Annotated in this window: 15 protein-coding genes and 1 pseudogene; 14 read left to right on the top strand and 2 right to left on the bottom strand. The window is 74.0% G+C overall.

Annotated features, from left to right (window positions below; genetic code table 11):
- The 8 genes and pseudogenes from ACIQI7_RS12590 to tkt form a co-directional block, all read left to right on the top strand.
- A pseudogene (locus tag ACIQI7_RS12590) lies at window positions 1-394 on the top strand (hypothetical protein); the annotation flags it as partial.
- 99 nt (window positions 395-493) lie between these two features.
- Window positions 494-1681, top strand: a complete 1188-nt coding sequence (locus ACIQI7_RS12585) for an RICIN domain-containing protein (RefSeq protein ID WP_401108170.1) — start codon at window positions 494-496, stop codon at window positions 1679-1681.
- Window positions 1682-1974: 293 nt separating this feature from the next.
- A complete protein-coding gene (locus tag ACIQI7_RS12580; protein ID WP_401108837.1) occupies window positions 1975-2349 on the top strand; it encodes a DUF1062 domain-containing protein in 375 nt (124 codons plus the stop codon).
- Window positions 2350-2482: 133 nt separating this feature from the next.
- Complete coding sequence (locus ACIQI7_RS12575; protein ID WP_401108835.1) at window positions 2483-2698, top strand: DUF6243 family protein; 216 nt, start codon at window positions 2483-2485, stop codon at window positions 2696-2698.
- A 1068-nt stretch (window positions 2699-3766) separates the two neighbouring features.
- Entirely contained in the window at window positions 3767-4255 is a 489-nt protein-coding gene (locus ACIQI7_RS12570) for a hypothetical protein (RefSeq protein ID WP_401108168.1), read from the top strand.
- 525 nt (window positions 4256-4780) lie between these two features.
- Entirely contained in the window at window positions 4781-5128 is a 348-nt protein-coding gene (locus ACIQI7_RS12565; protein ID WP_401108165.1) for a PRC-barrel domain containing protein, read from the top strand.
- Window positions 5129-5340: 212 nt separating this feature from the next.
- A complete protein-coding gene (locus ACIQI7_RS12560; RefSeq protein ID WP_401108163.1) occupies window positions 5341-5754 on the top strand; it encodes an ATP-binding protein in 414 nt (137 codons plus the stop codon).
- 163 nt (window positions 5755-5917) lie between these two features.
- Window positions 5918-8065, top strand: coding sequence for a transketolase (gene tkt / locus ACIQI7_RS12555; protein ID WP_401108161.1), 2148 nt, complete (start codon window positions 5918-5920; stop codon window positions 8063-8065).
- Between the two features lie 68 nt (window positions 8066-8133).
- Here tkt and ACIQI7_RS12550 read toward each other — a convergent pair whose 3' ends face one another.
- Complete coding sequence (locus ACIQI7_RS12550; protein ID WP_401108158.1) at window positions 8134-8808, bottom strand: hypothetical protein; 675 nt, start codon at window positions 8806-8808, stop codon at window positions 8134-8136.
- Window positions 8809-9077: 269 nt separating this feature from the next.
- On the opposite strand from ACIQI7_RS12550, the gene ACIQI7_RS12545 reads away from it, so the two are divergent.
- The 4 genes from ACIQI7_RS12545 (at window position 9078) to ACIQI7_RS12530 (ending at window position 12627) form a co-directional block, all read left to right on the top strand.
- Window positions 9078-9893, top strand: coding sequence for a class I SAM-dependent methyltransferase (locus ACIQI7_RS12545; RefSeq protein ID WP_401108155.1), 816 nt, complete (start codon window positions 9078-9080; stop codon window positions 9891-9893).
- Between the two features lie 201 nt (window positions 9894-10094).
- Window positions 10095-10754: a DedA family protein gene (locus ACIQI7_RS12540; protein ID WP_401108152.1), complete on the top strand. Its 660-nt coding sequence runs from the start codon at window positions 10095-10097 to the stop codon at window positions 10752-10754.
- Between the two features lie 192 nt (window positions 10755-10946).
- Window positions 10947-11618: an O-methyltransferase gene (locus ACIQI7_RS12535; RefSeq protein ID WP_401108149.1), complete on the top strand. Its 672-nt coding sequence runs from the start codon at window positions 10947-10949 to the stop codon at window positions 11616-11618.
- 109 nt (window positions 11619-11727) lie between these two features.
- Window positions 11728-12627 carry a Gfo/Idh/MocA family protein gene (locus ACIQI7_RS12530; protein ID WP_401108147.1) on the top strand — a complete coding sequence of 300 codons (900 nt, stop codon included), beginning with the start codon at window positions 11728-11730 and terminating at the stop codon, window positions 12625-12627.
- 120 nt (window positions 12628-12747) lie between these two features.
- On the opposite strand, the gene ACIQI7_RS12525 is transcribed toward ACIQI7_RS12530, so the two are convergent.
- The gene (locus tag ACIQI7_RS12525) at window positions 12748-13857 is read right to left on the bottom strand and encodes a hypothetical protein (RefSeq protein ID WP_387747881.1); all 1110 of its coding nucleotides are present in this window, start codon (window positions 13855-13857) and stop codon (window positions 12748-12750) included.
- 286 nt (window positions 13858-14143) lie between these two features.
- Here ACIQI7_RS12525 and ACIQI7_RS12520 point away from each other — a divergent pair, with 286 nt between their 5' ends.
- Window positions 14144-16207, top strand: a complete 2064-nt coding sequence (locus ACIQI7_RS12520) for a transglycosylase domain-containing protein (protein ID WP_401108145.1) — start codon at window positions 14144-14146, stop codon at window positions 16205-16207.
- 97 nt (window positions 16208-16304) lie between these two features.
- Entirely contained in the window at window positions 16305-19319 is a 3015-nt protein-coding gene (locus ACIQI7_RS12515; RefSeq protein WP_401108142.1) for an ATP-binding protein, read from the top strand.
- The last annotated feature ends 520 nt before the right edge of the window (window positions 19320-19839 follow it).

Genomic DNA, 19839 nt, shown 5'->3' with positions numbered 1-19839 from the left:
CTTCGCCCTGCGCACCGACGGCACCATGGCCCACCTCTACAACACCGACGGCGCCGGCTGGCACGGCTGGTTCACCCTCAACCCCTCAGGTCAGTTCACCGGCGTCCCCGCCGTCCTCCACAACCCCGTCACCAACACCCTCGACGTGTTCGCCACCGGCACCGACGCCTCCATGTACCGCGCAACCTGGAGCCACACCACCGGCTGGAGCCCGTGGACCATGACCGGCAACTGGAAGTTCAGCGGCTCCCCCGCCGTGGTCTACAACCCGGACACCAGGACCGCCGAGGTCTTCGGCCAGGGCACCGACGGCGTCATGGCCCACGCCACCAAGGCCGCCGACGGGGCCTGGTCCGGCTGGTCCGTCGTCGGCCAGATCCCCACGACGAGCTGACCGCGACCGCTCCAACGCACCCGGCCGACCGCACCGCGACGCACCGGCCCGAGACACCACCAGGTCCAGGTCCAGGTCCAGGAACGGAGAACCACTCCCATGCCTCACCCACGCCCGCACCCGCGCACCGCACGGACGGCCGGAACGCTCACCGCCGCCGCCCTCGCCACCGCCCTCCTGACCGGCACGCCCGCACCCGCCGTCAGCGGCGACACCGCGCCCGCCGACTCCTACGCCTTCACCGCCAAACTGGACATCGGCGACGGCAGGCGCGCCTGCACCGGCGCCCTGGTCGACCCGTTCTGGGTCGTCACCGCCTCCTCCTGCTTCGCCGACGACCCCGCCCAACCGACGACCGTCCCCACCGGCCCACCCGCGCTCAGGACCACCGTCACCATCGGCCGAACCGACCTCACCACCACCACCGGCCAGGTCCGGGACGTCGTCGAACTGATCCCCCGCACCGACCGCGACCTGGTCATGCTGCGCCTGGTCAACCCCGTCATCGACGTCGACCCGCTCGCCGTGTCCACCACCGCCCCCACCCCGGGCGAGGAACTGCGGGTGACGGGCTTCGGCCGCACCAAGGCCGAGTGGGTGCCCGACAAGCTCCACAGTGCCGCCTTCACGGTCGGCACCGTCCAGCCGACCGGCCTCGGCATCGCCGCCAAGGCCCCCGCGGACGCCGCCGTCTGCAAGGGCGACACCGGCGGCCCCGCCCTGCGCAAGGTCGGCGACCGCTACGAGCTCGCCGCCGTCAACAGCCGCTCCTGGCAGAACGGTTGCCTCGGCTCCACCGAGACCACCCGCACCGGCGCGTACGAGACCCGCACCGACGACCTCGGCGACTGGATCCAGCAGACCGCCGCCCTCGACTGGACGACCCCGCTCGTCAACACCAACAGCGGCAAGTGCCTGGAGATCGAGGACTCCCTCCTGACCGACGGCGCCCGCGCCCAACAGTGGACCTGCCACGGCCTGCCCACCGCCCGCTGGACCTTCCACTGGGCCGACGACGCCTGGGAGGTGCGCAACGCCAACAGCGGCAAGGCCCTGGAGATCGAGAACTCCCTCCTGGCCGAGGGCGCCCCCGCCCAGCAGTGGACCTTCCAGGGCCTCCCCACCCAGAAGTGGGACCTCGTCAAGGCCCCCGGCGGCTACGCCCTCAAGAACCGCAACAGCGGCAAGGCCCTGGAGATCGACGACTCGCTCAAGACCGACGGCGCCCGCGCCCAACAGTGGACCTTCTACGACCTCCCCACCCAGAAGTGGGCCTTCTCGTACTGACCCTCGGAGGCGTTCAGCGCGGCGGGCGCGAACGGCGGGGTGACCTACTGTCCGGTGCGACTGCAAAACCAGCGGGGCGGGCCACCTGCGGCGCCGGACCAGCCCTCGCCCGCGGTGCTGTCCGAACCGGCCCTGGGGAGCGGGCCCGTGCCGCCCACGCCCGGGTGAACTCCATGGCAACAAGCCCCTACTGGCATCCAGTCACAGCAACGGCAGCTGAGTCACCCCCGAGTACCTCGACCTCACCGCCATCCCCGGCGATCACACCGGCACCTCGATCAACGCCTTGATCACTGCACCGTCGAGGAAGGCTCCGGTGGGGACGGCTCCGGCCCTCTCCACCGGAGCCCCGACTTCCCGCACCTGCGACTGAGGCCGACGCCAGCCGCCGGACGCGAGAGAAGAAGAAGCCCGCCACGCTGCTGCTGAGCTGCGCGACGTGCGACCGCACCTCGAAGGTGCCCGTCCACGAGCGCGCCCACGTCTCGACGCTGGAACCGGTTCGGCTGGTGGCGTACGAGATCAACGACCCGGCTGAGCCGGGCCGAGGTGCGCCGCGGTCGCCGACGGGTTCCCGGCAGGTAGCTGCCGGCTCCGGGCAGACGGCGAAGGCCCGGCCGACGCCGGGGAGCGAAAAGGTTGGTATGCGGGGTCGACGAACCCGGTAACGTTCCTGTCGTGTTCTTCCAGGCACCGATTTACGAGTGAGAGCGTGACGGGCTCGTAACCGACGTCCTACGACGTCGCCGACCGCCCCTTACCGATGAATCCGTAGATCACTTCACACATTGACCGGAGACCCTGACCGTGAGCAAGAACATCAACAACCCCGTGGGCATGGGTGGCGGCCAGCGCAAGAGGCTGTCTCGCGCCGAACGGCAGAACAACGGTCCGCACCGCAACCTCGACCGCCAGGGTGCGGCCGCCCAAAAGGCGGAGCTGGTGCGCAGGATGCGCGACAAGACGGGCACAGCCGAAGGTGCCGCGCAGGTGGGCGACGACACCGCACAGAGCTGACGCACCGCCGCCGCATGGGCACGGGGCAGGGTCCGTTCGACCGGGGGCGCCATTGCCGGTAGGCCTCCTGCCTTGTCGGCGTCCCGCACAGTGATTGGCCGGTCGGTCCTCGGACCCGACCGGCCGTTCCGGCTTTCGGACCTGAGGATCGCGCCTCTGCGCGGGTAGGGCGAGCCGGTGGGCCGTCAGCGTTCGAGGAGGGCGGTGCGAACGGCGTGTTCCACGAGGGGGCGGCGTTGGCGTGTTCCCTGGCGTTGGGATGCAGGAGCGGGGCGCGTTTGCCGATGGCGGCGCAGTCGAACGGCAGGCCGGGGATCGTGGCCGGCCAGAAGGGGTCGGCGTCGCCGCAGATGCCTTCGATCCACCGGGTGTCCTCGGGTGTGCACACGTCGTGGCCCACGCTGGAGGTGTAGAGGTCGACGTATCTGTCGCCGTGCTTCGCCGTCTTCGTTCGAATGATTGTGTTCATCGCCTTCAGCGCGTCCTCGGGCCGACAATCGGATTCATCGGGTCGCCGTCGGCGCTGCCCGGCGCACGTTCGGAACGGCGAGGGTATCCGTCGACCCGACAAGGCCCCTCGGTCGAGTGCACTCGACCGAGGGGCCTCCGATGCTGCCCGTGAACCGTCAGGCGGCCGTGGTCGTCGATCTCCTCTGGGAAGTGATCGTCGCGGCGAGGGGGAAGAGTGCCCCCATAAGCGCGTCGAACCCGCACGTCAGCGCATTCTGTCGGTTGGCCAAGTAGCGCGGGGGCACCTTTCCGTCCTGTCACCGCCCCGACAGGCCGGACAGGACACACTCGGGTTCCCGGAAGAGGGGACACCGGCCAAGTCGGCCGTCCGTGAGCCCGGCACCCACCAACGCCCGATCGTGCCGGTCGTCAACGAGCGCTGGTACCAGCTGTTGGACGGGCTGCATCGTGTGAGGCGCGGGCAGCTGGCCGCTCTCTGTCCCGGCGGCAGCGCACATGGTGATCAGCATCTGGACGGCAGCCGCACCACTCTCAACGTCTCGTCGGTTTCCTCCCCTACCAGGCGGGCCGCCGGGACATCGGTCCTCCACGGTCGCCGTGCTGCCCGACACCACGAGCTTCCCCGCCGACAGCATCACGGCCGGCCCGGACCAGGCCGTGTGGTTCTCCCAGCTCGCCAGGACGACCGGCAGCCCCGACCTCATCGGTCGCGTCAACGCCGATGGCCTGTACACGAGTTGGCCCTTGCCGCCAACCACCACCCCGCAGCGCATCCCCGCCGGTCCGGACGGGGCGCTCTGGTTCACCCAGCGGGGCGGCATCGGACGCATCACCGTCGACGGTCGGGTTTCGTCCTTCCCGGTGGAGGGGGCCAAGCATCCCAGTTGCGTGGTCGCGGGCCTCCACGGGGCGGTGTGGTTCACCACCGACACCAGGCTGGGGCGCGTGTCGGCGACCGGCCAGCTCGCCCTCTGGCCGGTGCCGGGCGCGAAGGCCCTGACCGCGCTGGTGCCCGTACCCGGCGGCGGGTTCTGGCTTGCCGACGGCGAGGCCGACGTGGTGCGGCGGTTCACGCCGCCATCCTGAGCGGTGACCGGCGGACGGGGTCCGACCGGCCCGGCGGCCCGTCGGTCGGGCTCGGCCCGGGTCAGTCCGGCGGCTCGGGGGCGCGGGGTTCGCCCGGCTCCGGCGGGGCCGGTTCGGGGTTCGGTGGGGCCGGGGTGCGCGGCTGCGGTTCCGGGGGCGGCACGGGGGCGCCGGGTGGCGGCGGCGGGTCCGGCACCAGCGGGGGGCGGGAGGGGCCGCCGGGGTCGGGAGGTGGTACGGCCTCGACGGGCCGGGTCTGCTCGGTCACGGCGGGTTGCTCCCTTCGTCGTCGGGCCGGGCCCTGGATGTGCCGGCCGCTCTCCGCGTCCGTCTGCCCCTGATCTGCGGTTTCATGCGTGAGCGGCCGGTGCGCGCGGGCGCCCGGCGCGAGGGAACGCCGGTCGCCCGCAGCGGGCGCCCCGTCGCCGGCGGAAAGTGCGGATTGCGGAGGAATGTTCCGCCGGGACGGGGGAAACCGGCAGCCACACCAGGAAGACCGGCACCCCGTTCGACGAGGAGGCAGTTGTGACCAGTGGACTGTGGGGCTACGGCAACGCCGAGGGTTACGCCCCGGGCACCGACCTGACGGGTTACCGGGTCGAGGCCGAGGACGGCCACATCGGCAAGGTCGACCGGCACACCGAGGAGGTGGACTCCGCGCACATCGTGGTCGACACCGGCCCGTGGATCTTCGGCCGTGAAGTGCTGCTGCCCGCCGGCACCATCCGGCGCGTGGACACCGCCGAGCGGACGGTGTGGGTGAACCGGACGAAGGACGAGGTGAAGAACTCGCCCGAGTTCCACAAGGACCGGCACACCGCGGACCCGGACTACCACCGGGCGATCGGCGGGTACTACGGCGGAACCTTCTGACCGCCCCTCACCGGCGCACCCCGCAGGGCCCCGACCACCAGGTCGGGGCCCTGCGGCGCTCCCGCCGAACGGTGGGAACACCGGTGCGTCTGACCGGTCGCCGGCCGATGGACCGTGAGGTGCGTCGGCATGCGGTCACCGGATGCGGGCAGGCGCTGGACGTACGCATCCGGAGGTTCTCGAAGGCATCCGAAGGTTGGAGGGAGGTCTGCATGGCCAGGATCCACGGAGTGGGGTGGGCCCGACGCCTTCCGCTCGGCGCGGGAGTACGGGCCGGCCGGGAATGGGCGCGGGCGCATCTGGAGGCCCTGGGCTGGAACCGGGACGCGCCGGCGGTCGCGGACGCGGTGGTGCTGGCCGTGTCCGAACTGACCACCAACGCCCACGTCCACGCCGGCAGTGACGCGGAGCTGGTGCTGACGTGGGACGGGCGCTGCCTGCACCTGAGCGTCCACGACCACAGCCCTAGGCTCCCCCGTCCGCGATCGGCCGCCCCCGACGCCGTCGGCGGGCGTGGCCTGAAGCTGGTCGACGCGCTCGCCGACCACTGGCACACCCGCCGGCAGAAGAACGGCAAGACGGTCACCGCCTGTTTCCACCCGCCGGGCGCGGGGCCGTCCCACTGAGCGCCGGCGGGCCAGGTGAGCGCCGGCCGTCCCGGGAGGGTGAATCCCGGACCGGTTCGGGCCATGCGGGTCCGGACACCGGGTAGACGCTGGGGGCCGCGCGGCGGCCCCGAGCCGTTCCCGGCGACCTCACCGACCCGACCGGCCCTCTGGGAGGACACCCGTGACACCCCCCGACAAGCACCCCGCGAGCCGCCACCAGTCGCTGGCCGACCCCGTCGCCGCGCAGGCGGGCTGGGACGCCGTGGACGTCCGGGCCGTGGACACCGCCCGGCTGCTCGCGGCCGACGCCGTGCAGCGCACCGGCAACGGCCACCCCGGGACGGCGATGAGCCTCGCACCGCTGGCCCACCTGCTGTTCCAGAACGTCCTGCGCCACGACCCCGCCGACGACCAGTGGCTGGGACGGGACCGGTTCGTGCTGTCCTGCGGCCACACCAGCCTCACCCTCTACATCCAGCTCTACCTCACCGGCTACGGCCTGGAGCTCGACGACCTGAAGGCCCTTCGGACCTGGGGCTCCGCCACGCCGGGCCACCCCGAGTACCGGCACACCCGAGGGGTGGAGATCACCACCGGTCCGCTCGGCCAGGGCCTGGGCTCGACCGTCGGGATCGCGATGGCGGCCCGCCGTGAACGCGGCCTGCTGGACCCGGACGCCCCGGCCGGCGAGAGCCCCTTCGACCACCACGTCTACGTCCTGGCCTCGGACGGCGACCTGATGGAGGGCGTCACCGCGGAGGCGAGTTCGCTCGCCGGCCACCAGCAGCTGGGCAACCTGATCATGGTCTACGACCAGAACCACATCTCGATCGAGGACGACACCGACGTCTCGTTCAGCGAGGACGTCGCCGCCCGCTACCGCGCGTACGGCTGGCACGTGCAGACCGTCGACTGGACCCGCACCGGCCGCTACGTGGAGGACGTCGACGCCGTCCTCGAAGCGCTCCGGGTCGCCCGCGCGGAGACCACCCGGCCCTCGCTGCTGGTCCTGCGGACGGTCATCGGGTGGCCGGCCCCCAACCTCCAGAACTCCGGCAAGGCCCACGGCTCCGCGCTCGGCGACGACGAAGTCGCCGCCACCAAGGAACTCCTCGGCTTCGACCCCGCAGCCGGCTTCACGGTCGAGGACGAGGTCCTCGCCCGGACCCGCGAGGCACGGGTGCGCGGCCGCGAGCTCCACGAGGCGTGGACCCCGCGCTACGAGCGCTGGCGCGCCGAACACCCCGAGCGTGCCGCGCTGCTGGACCGGCTGACGGAGCGCCGGCTGCCGGACGGCTGGGCGGACCGCCTCCCGGACTTCCCCGCGGACCCGAAGGGGCTGGCCACCCGCGCCGCCTCGGGCCGGGTGCTGACCGCGCTCGCCCCGGTGCTGCCCGAACTGTGGGGCGGCTCCGCCGACCTCGCGGGCAGCAACAACACCACGATGGAGGGCGAGCCCTCGTTCCTCCCCGAAGGCGTGGAGACCGCGCAGTGGAAGGGCGGCCCGTACGGCCGCACCCTCCACTTCGGCATCCGGGAGCACGCCATGGGGGCGATCCTGAACGGGATCGCCCTGCAGAGCCTGACCCGCCCGTACGGCGGCACCTTCCTCGCCTTCAGCGACTACATGAGGCCGGCGGTGCGGCTCGCCGCGCTGATGAAGCTCCCGACGATCTACGTCTGGACCCACGACTCGATCGGCCTCGGCGAGGACGGCCCCACCCACCAGCCGGTGGAGCACCTCGCGGCGCTGCGCGCGATCCCCGGCCTCGACGTGGTGCGCCCCTGCGACGCCAACGAGACGGCCGCCTGCTGGCGGGCGTTGCTGGAGCAGCACGACCGGCCGACCGGCCTCGTCCTCACCCGGCAGAAGGTGCCCGTCCTCGACCGCGGCACGGCCGGGTACGCACCGGCGGACGGCGCCGCCCGCGGCGGCTACGTCCTGCGCGACCCGGCCGACGGCGCCGCGCCGCGGGTGCTGCTCCTCGCCACCGGCTCGGAGGTCCACCTCGCGTCGGCGGCCCAGGACCTGCTGGCCGCCGAGGGCGTGGCGAGCCGGGTGGTGTCGCTGCCGTGCCTGGAGTGGTTCGCCGCCCAGCCCCGGGAGTACCGCGACGAGGTCATCCCGCCCGCGGTGACGGCGCGGGTGAGCGTGGAGGCGGGCGTGGCGCTCGGCTGGCGCGAGCTGGTTGGGCAGCACGGCCGGATCGTCAGCCTCGACCACTTCGGCGCCTCCGCCGACTACGAGCGGCTGTACCGGGAGTTCGGGCTCACCGCCGAGGCCGTGGCCGGGGCCGCCCGGGAGAGCCTCGCCGCCGCGGCCGGCTGACCCGCGGGCCGGCCCGGGCCGACCTTCGCGGTCGTCGAGGGCACGGACCGCCGAGTCGGTCGGGCCCGTTACCGCTCCGACTCCGGGTAGTAGCCATGCTGGTAAGGGGACAGCTGGGAGACGGCGAGCTCCGCCGCGCCCCGGCAGATCACGCAGACACGGCTCCGGTGGCAGGCGGGACAGTTGATCCGCCCGCGGGTCGGGTCGGGCAGTCGGCCGCGCCCCTCGCAGCCATGGCACCAGCCCAGGCCGTCGCACTCGTAGCACAGCACGTACCCGGGTGTGACGGTCTCGGCCGTGCGGACCGGCCGCGGCCGCCGGAACTCCTGTGGCTCGTGCAGGGCCACCGCCGGTGTCCGGCCGGCGAACCGGATGGTGGGCGCGTGGTCGGTCGTACGGATCTCGATGCCGCAGCCGTCGTGGCGGGCGGTGACGACGATGTGGGGCGTCCCGTCGGTGTCCTCGCGGGAGGTCGTGACCTCCCAGCCCGCCGCGTCGAGCAGGTCGGCCGCGCGGGACGCGGTGTCGGCGGCGCTGACGTGGGCGGGGCGCTTCCCCGTGAAGGCGTCGACCGAGTACCGGTGGCGGAGCGGCTCGTGCCCGTGGACGGTCTCCGGCTCGCCGAGCGGCGGCAGGCTCGGATCACTGTCGGGCGCCAAGTCGTCGACCAGGTCGACCAGTTGCCTCCGGAGGGCCCGGCCCAGCCGGTCGAGTTCCTCCCGTGCTCCCGGTACGGCCCCCATGACGCCCCCTGTCCGCCCGGGCCCGACACCGCCGGGCATTCCGTTCGCTGGTGGGGATTCTATTCGGTGCCCCGGTCAGCGGATCCGTGGTCGGCCCGCCTCACCTGCGCGACCACGTGCAACGGCGTGTGCCGGGCGGTGGGCGCCCCGGTCGCGGTGGATGCGCCCCCTCGTGGTGGTCGGCGCGTCGGCGGGAGGGGAGGGGCGGAGGGGGTGTGAGAATCGGCGGGTTCATGCCCATGACGGGACCACGTCCGAAGGAGTGAGCGATGAGTGGCGGCGGGGTGCGGCCGGAGCTGGGGCAGGTGCCGGAGACGGCGCTGTGGACGCTGTGGCACCGGGCTCTGGAGGCGCGGCGGGCGGACACCGTGCTGCCGGACCCGAAGGCGGTCGAGCTGGTGGACCGGATCGACTACCCGTTCGCGGAGCGGTTCGGCCGGAACGCGTTGGTGAGCCAGCTCCAGGCACTGCGGGCGGCCTGCTTCGACCGCGAGGTGGCCGACTTCCTGATCCGCTGCCCGCGCGGCACCGTGGTCGGGCTCGGGGACGGGCTGGAGACCCAGGCCTGGCGGGTGGACAACGGGCGGGCGGACTGGCTGTCGGTGGACCTGCCGGAGACCGCCGCGCTGCGACGGCGGCTGCTGCCGCCGGACGAGCGGCACCGGATCGTCGCGCACTCGGTCACCGACCCGGGCTGGATGGACGAGGTGGACCCGGCGAACGGTGTGCTGCTGAGCGCCGAGGGGCTGCTGATGTACCTGCGGCCGCAGGAGGTCCGCGACCTGATCGCGGCCTGCGCCGAGCGCTTCCCCGGCGGGGCCATGGTGCTGGACGCGGTGCCGCGCTGGTTCAGCCGGCGGGCCGTCGAGGGCAAGCTGCGGGACCGGCAGTACCAGGCCCCGCCGATGCCGTTCGGGATGGACGCGGACGAGCGCGGTCGGCTGGCCACCGCGCACCCCGGGGTCACCGACCTGCGCGAGGTGTACCCGGAGGGCGGACGCTGGCCGGTGAGCGCCCTGCTGCCGCTCGCGCGCCGGATCAAGCAGCGCCCGTCCGTGGTCGCACTGCGTTTTGCCGAATCTTGAAGAAACGCCGGCCGACCTGGAACCATGGCCTCGGGGCGTACGTCGTAACCACGGGTGATCGGCCGGGGGGACAGGCCGCCCGGCACGTTAGGCTCGCTCTGGGGGAGCGGCCTGGGTGCCGCCATCGGACGAACTGCCGGGACGGGCACGCTGCTCCAGGGGGAGCGCTGCCGGTCCCGTCCTGCCACGGAGGGACTGGCCTTGCACATCGACGCCTGGATCGAGGGGATTCCGCCCACGGCGGTGTACGCCGTGGTCGGTCTGATCATCGGCCTGGAATCGCTGGGCATTCCCTTGCCCGGCGAGATCGCCCTGGTCACGGCGTCCCTCATGGCCGTCAAGGGTGTGGTGAGCCCGTGGGGCGTCGCGATCTGTGCGATCGCCGGCGCGATCATCGGTGACTCGATCGGCTACTCGATCGGACGCAAGGGGGGCAAGCCGCTCTTCGAGAAGCTGGGACGCAAGTTCCCCAAGCACTTCGGGCCCTCGCACCTGGCCACCGCCGAGCGCTCGTTCCAGAAGTGGGGCATGTGGGCGGTCTTCTTCGGCCGGTTCATCGCCCTGCTGCGCATCTTCGCCGGTCCGCTGGCGGGCGCGCTGAAGATGCCGTACTGGAAGTTCCTGATCGCCAACGTGCTGGGCGGCATCGTCTGGGCCGGCGGTACGACGCTGCTGGTCTACAAGGTCGGCAAGAGCATCGAGCCCTGGCTGGCCCGGTTCTCCTGGGCGGGTCTGGGAGCGGCGCTGGTGATCGGCCTGCTCTCGGCCTGGTTCATGAAGCGCCGTGCCGCCAAGACCCACGCCAGGATCGAGGCCGAGGAGGCGGCGGAGGCGGCCAGGGCCGGCGCCGCCGCCGAGTAGCGGGTCGGACAGCCGGCCGGGTAGCCGGTCGAGGACCGGTCGCCCGTCCGACCGTTCGTCCGACCGCTCGTCCGACCGCTCGTCCGGTCGGTCGGTCCTCGACCGGTCGTCCACAACCGTCGTCGTGGTGCCCTCGGGCCCTCGGAGTAGCATCGGCCGGGTACCTGCCGATCTTGCACTCCGGAGGGCCCGATGTCTTTGCAGCCGACCTGGGACGCCGTGGACGCGTACTTCACCGAGCAGCTGGTCGGGCCCGACGCGGTGTTGGAGCGGGCCACGGCCGCCGCCGACGCGGCCGGGCTGCCGAAGATCGCGGTGGCCCCCAACCAGGGCAAGCTGCTCCACCTGCTGGCACTGACCCAGGGCGCGAAGCGGATCCTGGAGGTCGGCACGCTCGGCGGCTACAGCGCGATCTGGCTGGCCCGGGCACTGCCCGCGGACGGCACCCTGCTGACCCTGGAGCTGAACCCCCACCACGCCGAGGTCGCCCGGGACAACCTGGCGGCCGCCGGGCTGGCCGGGGTCGCCGAGGTCCGGGCGGGCCGGGCCGCCGACTCGCTGGCCGCGCTGGTGGAACAGGGCGTGGAGCCCTTCGACCTGGTCTTCATCGACGCCGACAAGCCGAGCAACCCGGAGTACTTCCGCCGGGCGCTCCAGCTGACCCGGCCCGGCTCGCTGATCATCGTCGACAACGTGGTGCGCGGCGGCGCGGTCGCCGACCCGGCCAGCACCGACCCGACGGTGCTCGGCACCCGGGCGCTGCACGAGCTGATCGCGGCCGAGCCGACGGTCACCGCGACCTCGGTGCAGACGGTCGGCAGCAAGGGCTACGACGGCTTCACCCTGGCCCGCGTCCTGGGCTGAAGCCTCGCCGGGGGACCCTCAGGTGGGACGCCCGCCAGGAACACGCGGACACGCGGACACGCGAACAGACGAACACGCGGACACTCGAACAACGGAGAACGGAGACATCGTGCGGATCGGACTGCTGGGAACCGGCCCCTGGGCGGAGCGGGTGCACGCGCCCGTCCTGGCCGAGCACCCCGGGCTGGAGTTCACCGGCGTCTGGGGCCGCCGACCGGAGGCGGCCGAGGCGCTGGGCGCCGGGTACGGCGTGCCGGGGTACGCGGACCTCGACCGGCTGCTGGCCGAGGTGGACGCGGTCTCCATCGCGCTGCCCCCGACCGTCCAGGCGGGCCTCGCGGTGCGGGCCGCCGAGGCCGGCTGCCACCTGCTGCTGGACAAGCCGGTCGCGCTGACCGTGCCGGACGCCGAGGCCGTGGCCGCGGCGGTGCGCGAGCACAAGGTCGCCTCGGTGGTCTTCTTCACCGTGCGCTTCGGCGGCGAGCAGATCCCGTGGATCGAGCGGCAGGCGGAGCTCGGCGGCTGGTTCACCGGCCGCTCGGACTGGCTCGGCTCGGTGTTCGCCCCCGGCAGCACCAGCCCGTACGCGGCCTCGCCGTGGCGGGAGGAGAAGGGCGCGCTGTGGGACGTCGGCCCGCACGCGCTGTCCGTGCTGCTGCCGGTGCTGGGCGACGCCACCCGGGTGACGGCGGCGGCCGGACCGCTGGACACCGTGCACCTGGTGGTGCGGCACGCCGGCGGCGCCTCCAGCACGCTCGCGCTCAGCCTGACCGCGCCGCTCGCGGCGGGCGGGACGGGCATGGAGCTGCGCGGCGAGCACGGCGTGGTGCAGCTGCCCGCGCGGGGCGAGGGCCCGGTCGCGGCGCTGCACCGGGCGCTGGACGCCCTGCAGGCCTCGGCGGCCTCCGGCGAGCCGCACCCCTGCGGGGCCGACTTCGGCCTGCGGGTGGTGGAGATCCTGGCCGCCGCCGAGCGTTCGCTGGCGAGCGGCGCCACGGTGGACGTCTGAGCTGCCGAACGGCTGAGCAGCTGAACGGCTGAGCGGCTCACCGATTGAACGGTTGAGCGCCTGAGACGGCGGGGCCCGGTGCGGAGGTGGTCCGCACCGGGCCCCGCCGCGTCCCGCCCCTCAGGACGGCGGCAGCTGCGGCGGAGCCGAGGAGGGCCGGCGGTCCGGGGGCCGGGCCGGAGGGATGACCGGGGCGTGGAAGTCGCGCGGGCCGGTCCACAGCGCGGGGACGGCGTCGCTGCGGCGGGCCAGCTCGTACGCCAGCGCCTCGTAGTTGACCCGCCAGCCGTGGAAGTGCGCCCAGGCGTCCTCGACCGGGCGCTCGCGCGGGAAGCCGGCCGCGGTGATCATCGCGACCGCGCCCAGGTACTCGGCGTAGGTCAGCCGGATCGGGAGGTCCGGGTCCGGGTCCGGGTCGAAGCCGATCCGCAGCGAGCGGGCGATGTCGCGCATCGCGGTGAAGCCGGCCCGGAGCACCAGTCGGGCCTCGGGCGGGGCCGAGCGCGGGCAGAGCGCGAGGTGCAGGGCGGCGGCGTCCATCACGGCGATCAGCCCGACCACCCAGCTGCGGTTGGGCTGCGGGGAGCGGAAGGAGAGCAGCACCGGGTAGTTGGAGTGGCTCTCGCCGATGTCGGCGGCCAGCCGCTCCCAGTCCCGGTAGAGCTGGGGCAGGGCGGTCTCGGTGTCCACCAGGGACTGGCGGGCCAGCAGCTCGGGGCCCCAGGCGGGCTCGCCGGCCCGGGACTGGAGCAGCGTCACCTCGGTCTCGCGGCGCTGGTAGGCGGCGTAGAGGGTCGGCAGGTAGGAGATCTGCAGGGCGATCACCAGCGGACCGCTGGCGGCGGCCAGGAAGTCGATCGCGGAGAGGTGCAGCCGCTCGCCGCTGGCGAAGCCGAGGGTGAACAGGCTGGATCCGGCCTCGCGCACGGCCACCGACCAGCTGAGTTCGGAGGTGCCGTGCAGCAGCAGGGTGTAGGCGGTCAGCATGCAGCCGAGCCACACCCCGAGCATGCCGAGCAGGACCAGCGGCGCCAGCCAGGTGAGCGCCCGGTCCTGGGCGTGGTACCCGCGGGCCGGTACGGCGGACAGCCGAAGCAGGGTGCGCAGCACCCGCCAGAGCCGCATCACCAGCGCCGAGTAGAGCCCGCGCGGAACGACCAGCGTGCGCAGGATGCTGCCGACGACCAGTAGGAGCAGCAGCGCGCCGAGCGCGGTCTGGATCATCCTCATGGCGCCATTCTGGCGGTAGGCCGGGGATGCGGCGGACCGCCTTCCGCAGGGCCGCCCGCCCCGCCGCCGGGCGCCCGGCCGCCGCTGGCCGCCCCGCCGCCGGATGCCCGCCCGCCGTCGGCCAGCCCCGTCCCAGGGCGCCCGTCCGCCACGCGCCCCGCCCGTCCCCCGTGTCAGGGGCTCGGGGTATGACCATGATCACACCGCGGCCAGGCCTACGTACTGATGTTCTCATCGCGTCTTGAGTGCGGAGGATCAGTCCCACGAGCGAATCGGAGACCGGACTGTGCGTGCTCAGCAGGACGACGGGCCCGAGGACGAGAAGCCCGGACGCCGCCGGTGGCGCTTACCGCGGCGACGCAGGCCGCTCCGGGAGGCGCGTCCGCGGAAGGGGCGGCGCCCCTCGCTGCGGATCGACTACCCGCGCCGCGGACGGCGCGGGATCCGCCGCTGGCTCCCGTCCTGGCGGCAGCTGCTGCTGGTGGCCGGGACCGGAACGGCGGCGCTGGTCGGCTGGCTGGTCTGGTTCTACGTGAACACCGCCGTCCCGGAGGACCTGAACTCCTTCGCCACCCAGCAGAACAACGTCTACTACTGGGCGGACGGCACCGAGATGGCGCGGATCGGCCCGACCAACCGGCAGGAGGTGCCGCTCGGCCAGGTGCCGGAGCACGTCCAGTGGGCGGTGCTCGCCGCCGAGAACGAGACCTTCTACACCGACCCGGGCATCTCCCTGACCGGCATCGGCCGCGCCGTCTCCCAGATGGTCATGGGCGGTGACACCCAGGGCGGTTCCACCATCACCCAGCAGTACGTCAAGAACATCTACCTGAACCAGCGGCAGGACATCTCCCGCAAACTCAGCGAGATCGTCATCGCGGTCAAGCTGGACGACCGGATGACCAAGCAGGACATCCTGGCCGGCTACCTCAACACCAGCTGGTTCGGGCGCGGCAGTTACGGCATCGAGCGCGCCGCGGCGGCCTACTACGGCAAGGACGTCTCCCAGCTCGACCCGAGCGAAGGCGCCCTGCTGGCAGCCGTGTTGAAGGGCGCCGGGCAGTACGACCCGGCGGTGGGCCCGCAGAACCACGAGCGGGCCGAGGAGCGCTGGTCCTGGATCCTGGACCGGATGGTGAAGGTCGGAAAGCTGTCCGCGGCCGAGCGCGCCCGGTACACCGTCTTCCCCGAGCCCAGGCCGCAGCCGAAGTCGGCGGGGCTGAGCGGCCAGATCGGGTACCTGGTGGACATGGCCCGCGCCTACGTGGAGAGCCACAGCGACATCACTCCGGCCCAGTTCGACCTCGGCGGCCACCAGATCCGCACCACCTTCGAGAAGCCGAAGGTCGACGCGCTGGCCGCCGCCGTGCGGGACGCCACCGCGGGGATCGACCCGGACAACCGGGAGGCCGACAGGTTCCTCAAGGTCGGCGCCGCTTCGGTGGCCCCGGACGGCAGGATCGTCGCGCTCCACGGCGGCCCCGACTACCTGAAACAGGGCTTCAACAACGCCAACACCACCACCGTGCCCATCGGTTCGGCCTTCACCCCGGTGGTGTACGCGGCCGGTCTCGGCGAGGGGGCGCAGCGTCGGCGGGGCGGCGACCGCACCCCGGTGACGCCCGCCACCCCCTACAACGGCGACGACGGGGTGAACGTGATGACCCCGGAGGGGCCGTACTGGGGGAGGGACGGGAAGATCGTCAAGACCGTCAACGAGGGCAGGCGGAGCTGGGGCACGATCACCCTGCGGAACGCGGTCGAGCAGTCCGTCAACGGGCCGCTGATGCAGCTCGGCATGGACGTCGGCCTGGACCGGGTGCAGCGGACCGCCACCGACCTCGGCCTGCTCCCCACCAGCCTGGGCGAACTCGTCCCGGCCCTCGGCGTCGGCAACTCCACCCCCAGCGCCGTCCGCACCGCCGACGCGTACGCCACCTTCGCGGCGGGCGGCCGGCACACCGACCCGTACTCGGTGCTCAAGGTGTCCCGCAACGGCGTCCAGCTGCCCCTGCGCCTGCCGCCCGCCGTCCAGGTGCTGGCCCCGGCGGTCGCGGCCGAGGTGGACGCGGCGCTCAAGGGCTCGGTCCGCGACGGCGCCGCCAAGGCCGCGGCGGACGCGGGCCCGAACCTGGCCGCCAAGCCGGGCACCATCGCGGACCGTACGGCCGGGTGGTTCGTCGGCTACGACGGGCAGTCGTCGACGGCGGTCACCGTGTTCCGGGCGGACCTGAAGGACATGAAGCTGCTCTCCCTGGAAGGCCTCGGCGGCGCCGCCCCGGACACCTCCGACGCCGCCCTTCCGGCCCGCGTCTGGTCCGCCTACATGAAGGCGACGGCCGCCCGGTAACCCGCTGCGGGGCCCGTGGAGCGGCGGGCCCCGCGGTGTCGGGTCGGCGGGCCGCGGGGTATCGGGCGGCGGGCCGCGCGGTACTAGGCTGAAGCGGATGAAGATGACGTTCGGGCTGTTGGGGCCCCTGACGGTCGCCGTGGACTCGGTGCCGCAGACGCTGCCGCGGGCCACCGTGCTGCGTGGGCTCCTGGGCGCGCTGCTGCTCGCGGAGGGCGAGCGGCTGCCCGTCGGGCGGCTGCTGGACCTCGTCTGGGCGGGGCAGGCGGACCGGGTCGGGCGGGGCGCGGTGCACACCGGGATGTCCCGGCTGCGCACCTGGCTCGGGCGTTTCGGGGACGAGGCGGTGGCGCTGGAGTCCGACGCGCAGGGCTACCGGCTGGTGACCGGGCCGGACGCGGTGGACCTCGGACGGTTCCGCAGGCTCGCCGCCGACGGGGACCCGGCCGGGGCGATCGGCCTGCGGCGCGGCCCGGTGCTGGCCGGGGTGGAGCGGATCAACCGCGAGGACCCGCTGGTGACGTCCGTGGCGGACGAGGTGCGCGCCACCGTCCTGGCGCTGGCCCGCGCCGCACCGGCCGCCGGGGTGGCCCGGACCGCCGTTCCCGCCCTGACGGCGCTCGCCGAGGAGCACCCGTTCGACGAACCCGTGCAGGCCGCCCTGCTGGAGCTGCTGGCGGCGGACGGGCGGGCGGCCGAGGCGCTGCGCCGCTTCCAGGCGCTGCGCCGGCGGCTGTCCGAGGAGCTCGGGATCGAGCCGGGCGAGCAGGTGCAGAACGTCTTCCTGGCGCTGCTGGCGCACGACCGGGAGGGCGCCCGCACGGACCTCGGCCCGGCCCGCGTTCCCTCCCAACTCCCCCGGGACATCCCGGACTTCACCGGGCGCGACGAACAGGTGCGGATCGTCCTGGACGCCCTGGCGGCCGGCCGGGTGCCGGTGATCGCCGGCATGGGCGGCATCGGCAAGACGGCGCTGGCCGTCCACGCCGCGCACCGCGCCGCCGCCGACTACCCCGACGGCCGGCTGTACGCCGACCTGCGCGGGGCCGACGAGACGCCCGCCGACCCGGCCGGCGTCCTAGCCGCCTTCCTGCGCGCCCTCGGCGCCGACCCCCGGGAGATCCCGGCCTCCCTGGAGGAGCGGTCCGCGCTGTACCGCACCCTGCTCGCCGGCCGCCGTACGCTCGTCCTCCTCGACAACGCCGCCGGGGAGCAGCAGATCGGGCCGCTGCTCCCGGGGACCCCGGGGGACGCGGCCGGTACGGCGGACGCGGTGGGCGCGGGCGACCGCCCCGGGCCCCGCCCGGCCGTCCTGGTCACCAGCCGCGCCGCGCTCACGGCCCTGCCCGGCTCCCGGCTCGTCGACCTGCACGAGCTCGACGCCCCCCACGCGCGGACGCTGCTGCGTCGCATCCTCGGGGACCACCGGGTCGCCGCCGAACCGGTGGCCGCCGCCCAGATCGTCGAGCTGTGCGGCGGCATGCCGCTGGCCGTCCGCATCGCCGGGGCCCGGCTGGCCGCCCGGCCGCGCTGGACCCTGGCCCGGCTCACGCACCTGCTGCGCGACGAACGGCGGCGGCTCGACGAGCTGTCGGCCGGGAACCTGGCCGTGCGGGCCGGCTTCGCGGTCGGCTACGCCCGGCTGTCGGAGCCGACCCGGCGGACGTTCCGGCTGCTCGGGCTGCTCGACGCGCCCGACTTCGCGCCGTGGGCCGCGGCCGCGCTGGCCGGCATCCCGCCGGAGCAGGCCGAGCGGCAGCTGGAAGAACTGATCGACGCCCAACTGCTGCAGGAGACCGGCGCGGAGCCGCACCTGCGCTACCGCTTCCACGACCTGGTCCGGCTGTACGCGCGCGAGCACGCCGAGGCCGCGGACGAGCCGGCGGTACGCGCCGCCGCGCTCGAACGGGCCTTCGGCGCCTGGCTCTGGCTGGCCGAGCAGGCCGCCGACCAGGTGCCCGGGCCGTGCTTCGCGCCGATCCACGGCGCCGCGCCGCGCCACCCGATGCCGTCCGGCCTCGCGGCGGCGCTGCTGGACGACCCGATGGCCTGGTTCGACGCCGAGCAGCCGGCCCTGAACGCGAGCGCCCGGCAGGCCGCCGCGCTGCGCATGGTGCCGATGGCCTGGGACCTGGCCGCCTGCCAGGAGAAGTACTGCGACGTGCGCGGCCTGTACGACGAGTGGCGCACCACCCACCTGGCCGTCCTCCAGGCCTGCCGCTCGGCCGGCGACGGCCTGGGCACGGCCGTGCTCACCCGCGGCCTGATCGAGGTGACGACCTGGACCACCCCGGCCGACGGCGCCGGGACGGCCGTCGACCTGGCGGACGGCTCCCAGACGATGGTCGCGCTGGCGGACCGCGCCCGGCAGCTCCAGCACCTGTTCGAGCAGGTGGGCGAACCGCGCGGGACCGCCGACGCCCTGGTGCTGACCGCCTGGAGCCTGGTGGCCCAGGGCCGCGAGCAGGAGGCCCTGGACGCCGGCCGCCGCGCACTGGACCTCGCCGCCGCCCACGACCACCCGGGCGGCGAGGCCCGGGCCCACCAGATCATCGCCATCGCCTACGGGGAGTCGGACCTCGACCGCACGATCGAGCACCTCACCGAGACGCTGCGGCTGGCGCGGCTGATCGGCAACACCCGCTTCGAGGCGACCGCGATCCAGTTCCTGGGAGCCGCCCACGGCCGGGCCGGCCAGGTGGAGCGCGGCGGCGAACTGCTGCTCCGCTCGCTCGCCATGGCCCGTTCCCTCAAGGACCGCTACGTGGAGGCGTTCTCGCTGCTCTACCTGGCCATGCTGTACGCGGCCACCGGCGACGGCCGGGCCCGCGGGACGGCCGAGGCCGCGCTGGCCATCGCCCGCCGCTTCGACCTGGGGCACCACCTCGCCCAGGCGCTCGGCATCCTCGGGGAACTGGACCTGGCGGCGGGGGACCACGCCTCGGCGGTCGCGCACCTGGAGGAGTCGGTCCTGGTGTGGCGGGCCCGCGGCTGGCGCTCCTTCCTCGCGGAGGCGCTGCGCGCGCTCGGCCGGGCGTACGGGGCGGCCGGGCTGCCCGAGTCGGCGGCGCGGGTGCTGGCGGAGGCGCGGGAGCTGAGCGACATCCGGTAGCGGCCGGGGCGCCGGCGGTCCCGCTCACCGTGCTACGGCCTTGCCGCTTCACGGCCTTACCGCCTTACCGTCGTCGTACCGGTCGCCGGGCAATCGGTAAGCATTCGGTAAGACGCCCCTGCCTAGGATCGATCCCCACGGCAAAGGACAGGCACACGAACCAGGCCCCAGGCCCGGTCGACGCGCCCGTCCGGTACCCGCCGCACGAGCAGCCGGTCGGGTCCGCGCAGGGGACGGACCCGGCCGGAGGCGCGTCCAGCGGCCCCGCGAGCGCGGGGCGGATCGGATCCGGATCCGACGGATCGACGGATCGACGGGTCTGCCCCGGAGCGGTCGACCGAAAGCCGTCGGGTCGGCCGTCCGGACCACACCGGCCGGGCTACCCGGCTACGGGCAGGCCTCGCCGAACTTCACGGCCGTGACGCTGACCGGCCGGCCCGTGAGGGCGGCGCCAGGCGCCGGCTCCTGGCCGCACACCTCGTTCGGAGATGGCCGTGGGGGTCGGGGTCCCAGGGTCCAG

The sequence above is a fragment of the Kitasatospora sp. NPDC092039 genome (assembly GCF_044756065.1).
Classification (GTDB): domain Bacteria; phylum Actinomycetota; class Actinomycetes; order Streptomycetales; family Streptomycetaceae; genus Kitasatospora.
The sequence above is the reverse complement of the archived record's forward strand: the minus strand, read 5'-3'. Positions and strand labels throughout refer to the sequence as shown.

Coding starts and splice junctions, on each gene's coding strand:
- ACIQI7_RS12560 (WP_401108163.1), top strand. CDS start 5,341: ATGGCCAGGATCCACGGAGTGGGGTGGGCCCGACGCCTTCCGCTCGGC.
- ACIQI7_RS12550 (WP_401108158.1), bottom strand. CDS start 8,808: ATGGGGGCCGTACCGGGAGCACGGGAGGAACTCGACCGGCTGGGCCGG.
- ACIQI7_RS12585 (WP_401108170.1), top strand. CDS start 494: ATGCCTCACCCACGCCCGCACCCGCGCACCGCACGGACGGCCGGAACG.
- ACIQI7_RS12545 (WP_401108155.1), top strand. CDS start 9,078: ATGAGTGGCGGCGGGGTGCGGCCGGAGCTGGGGCAGGTGCCGGAGACG.
- ACIQI7_RS12535 (WP_401108149.1), top strand. CDS start 10,947: ATGTCTTTGCAGCCGACCTGGGACGCCGTGGACGCGTACTTCACCGAG.
- ACIQI7_RS12515 (WP_401108142.1), top strand. CDS start 16,305: ATGAAGATGACGTTCGGGCTGTTGGGGCCCCTGACGGTCGCCGTGGAC.
- ACIQI7_RS12525 (WP_387747881.1), bottom strand. CDS start 13,857: ATGAGGATGATCCAGACCGCGCTCGGCGCGCTGCTGCTCCTACTGGTC.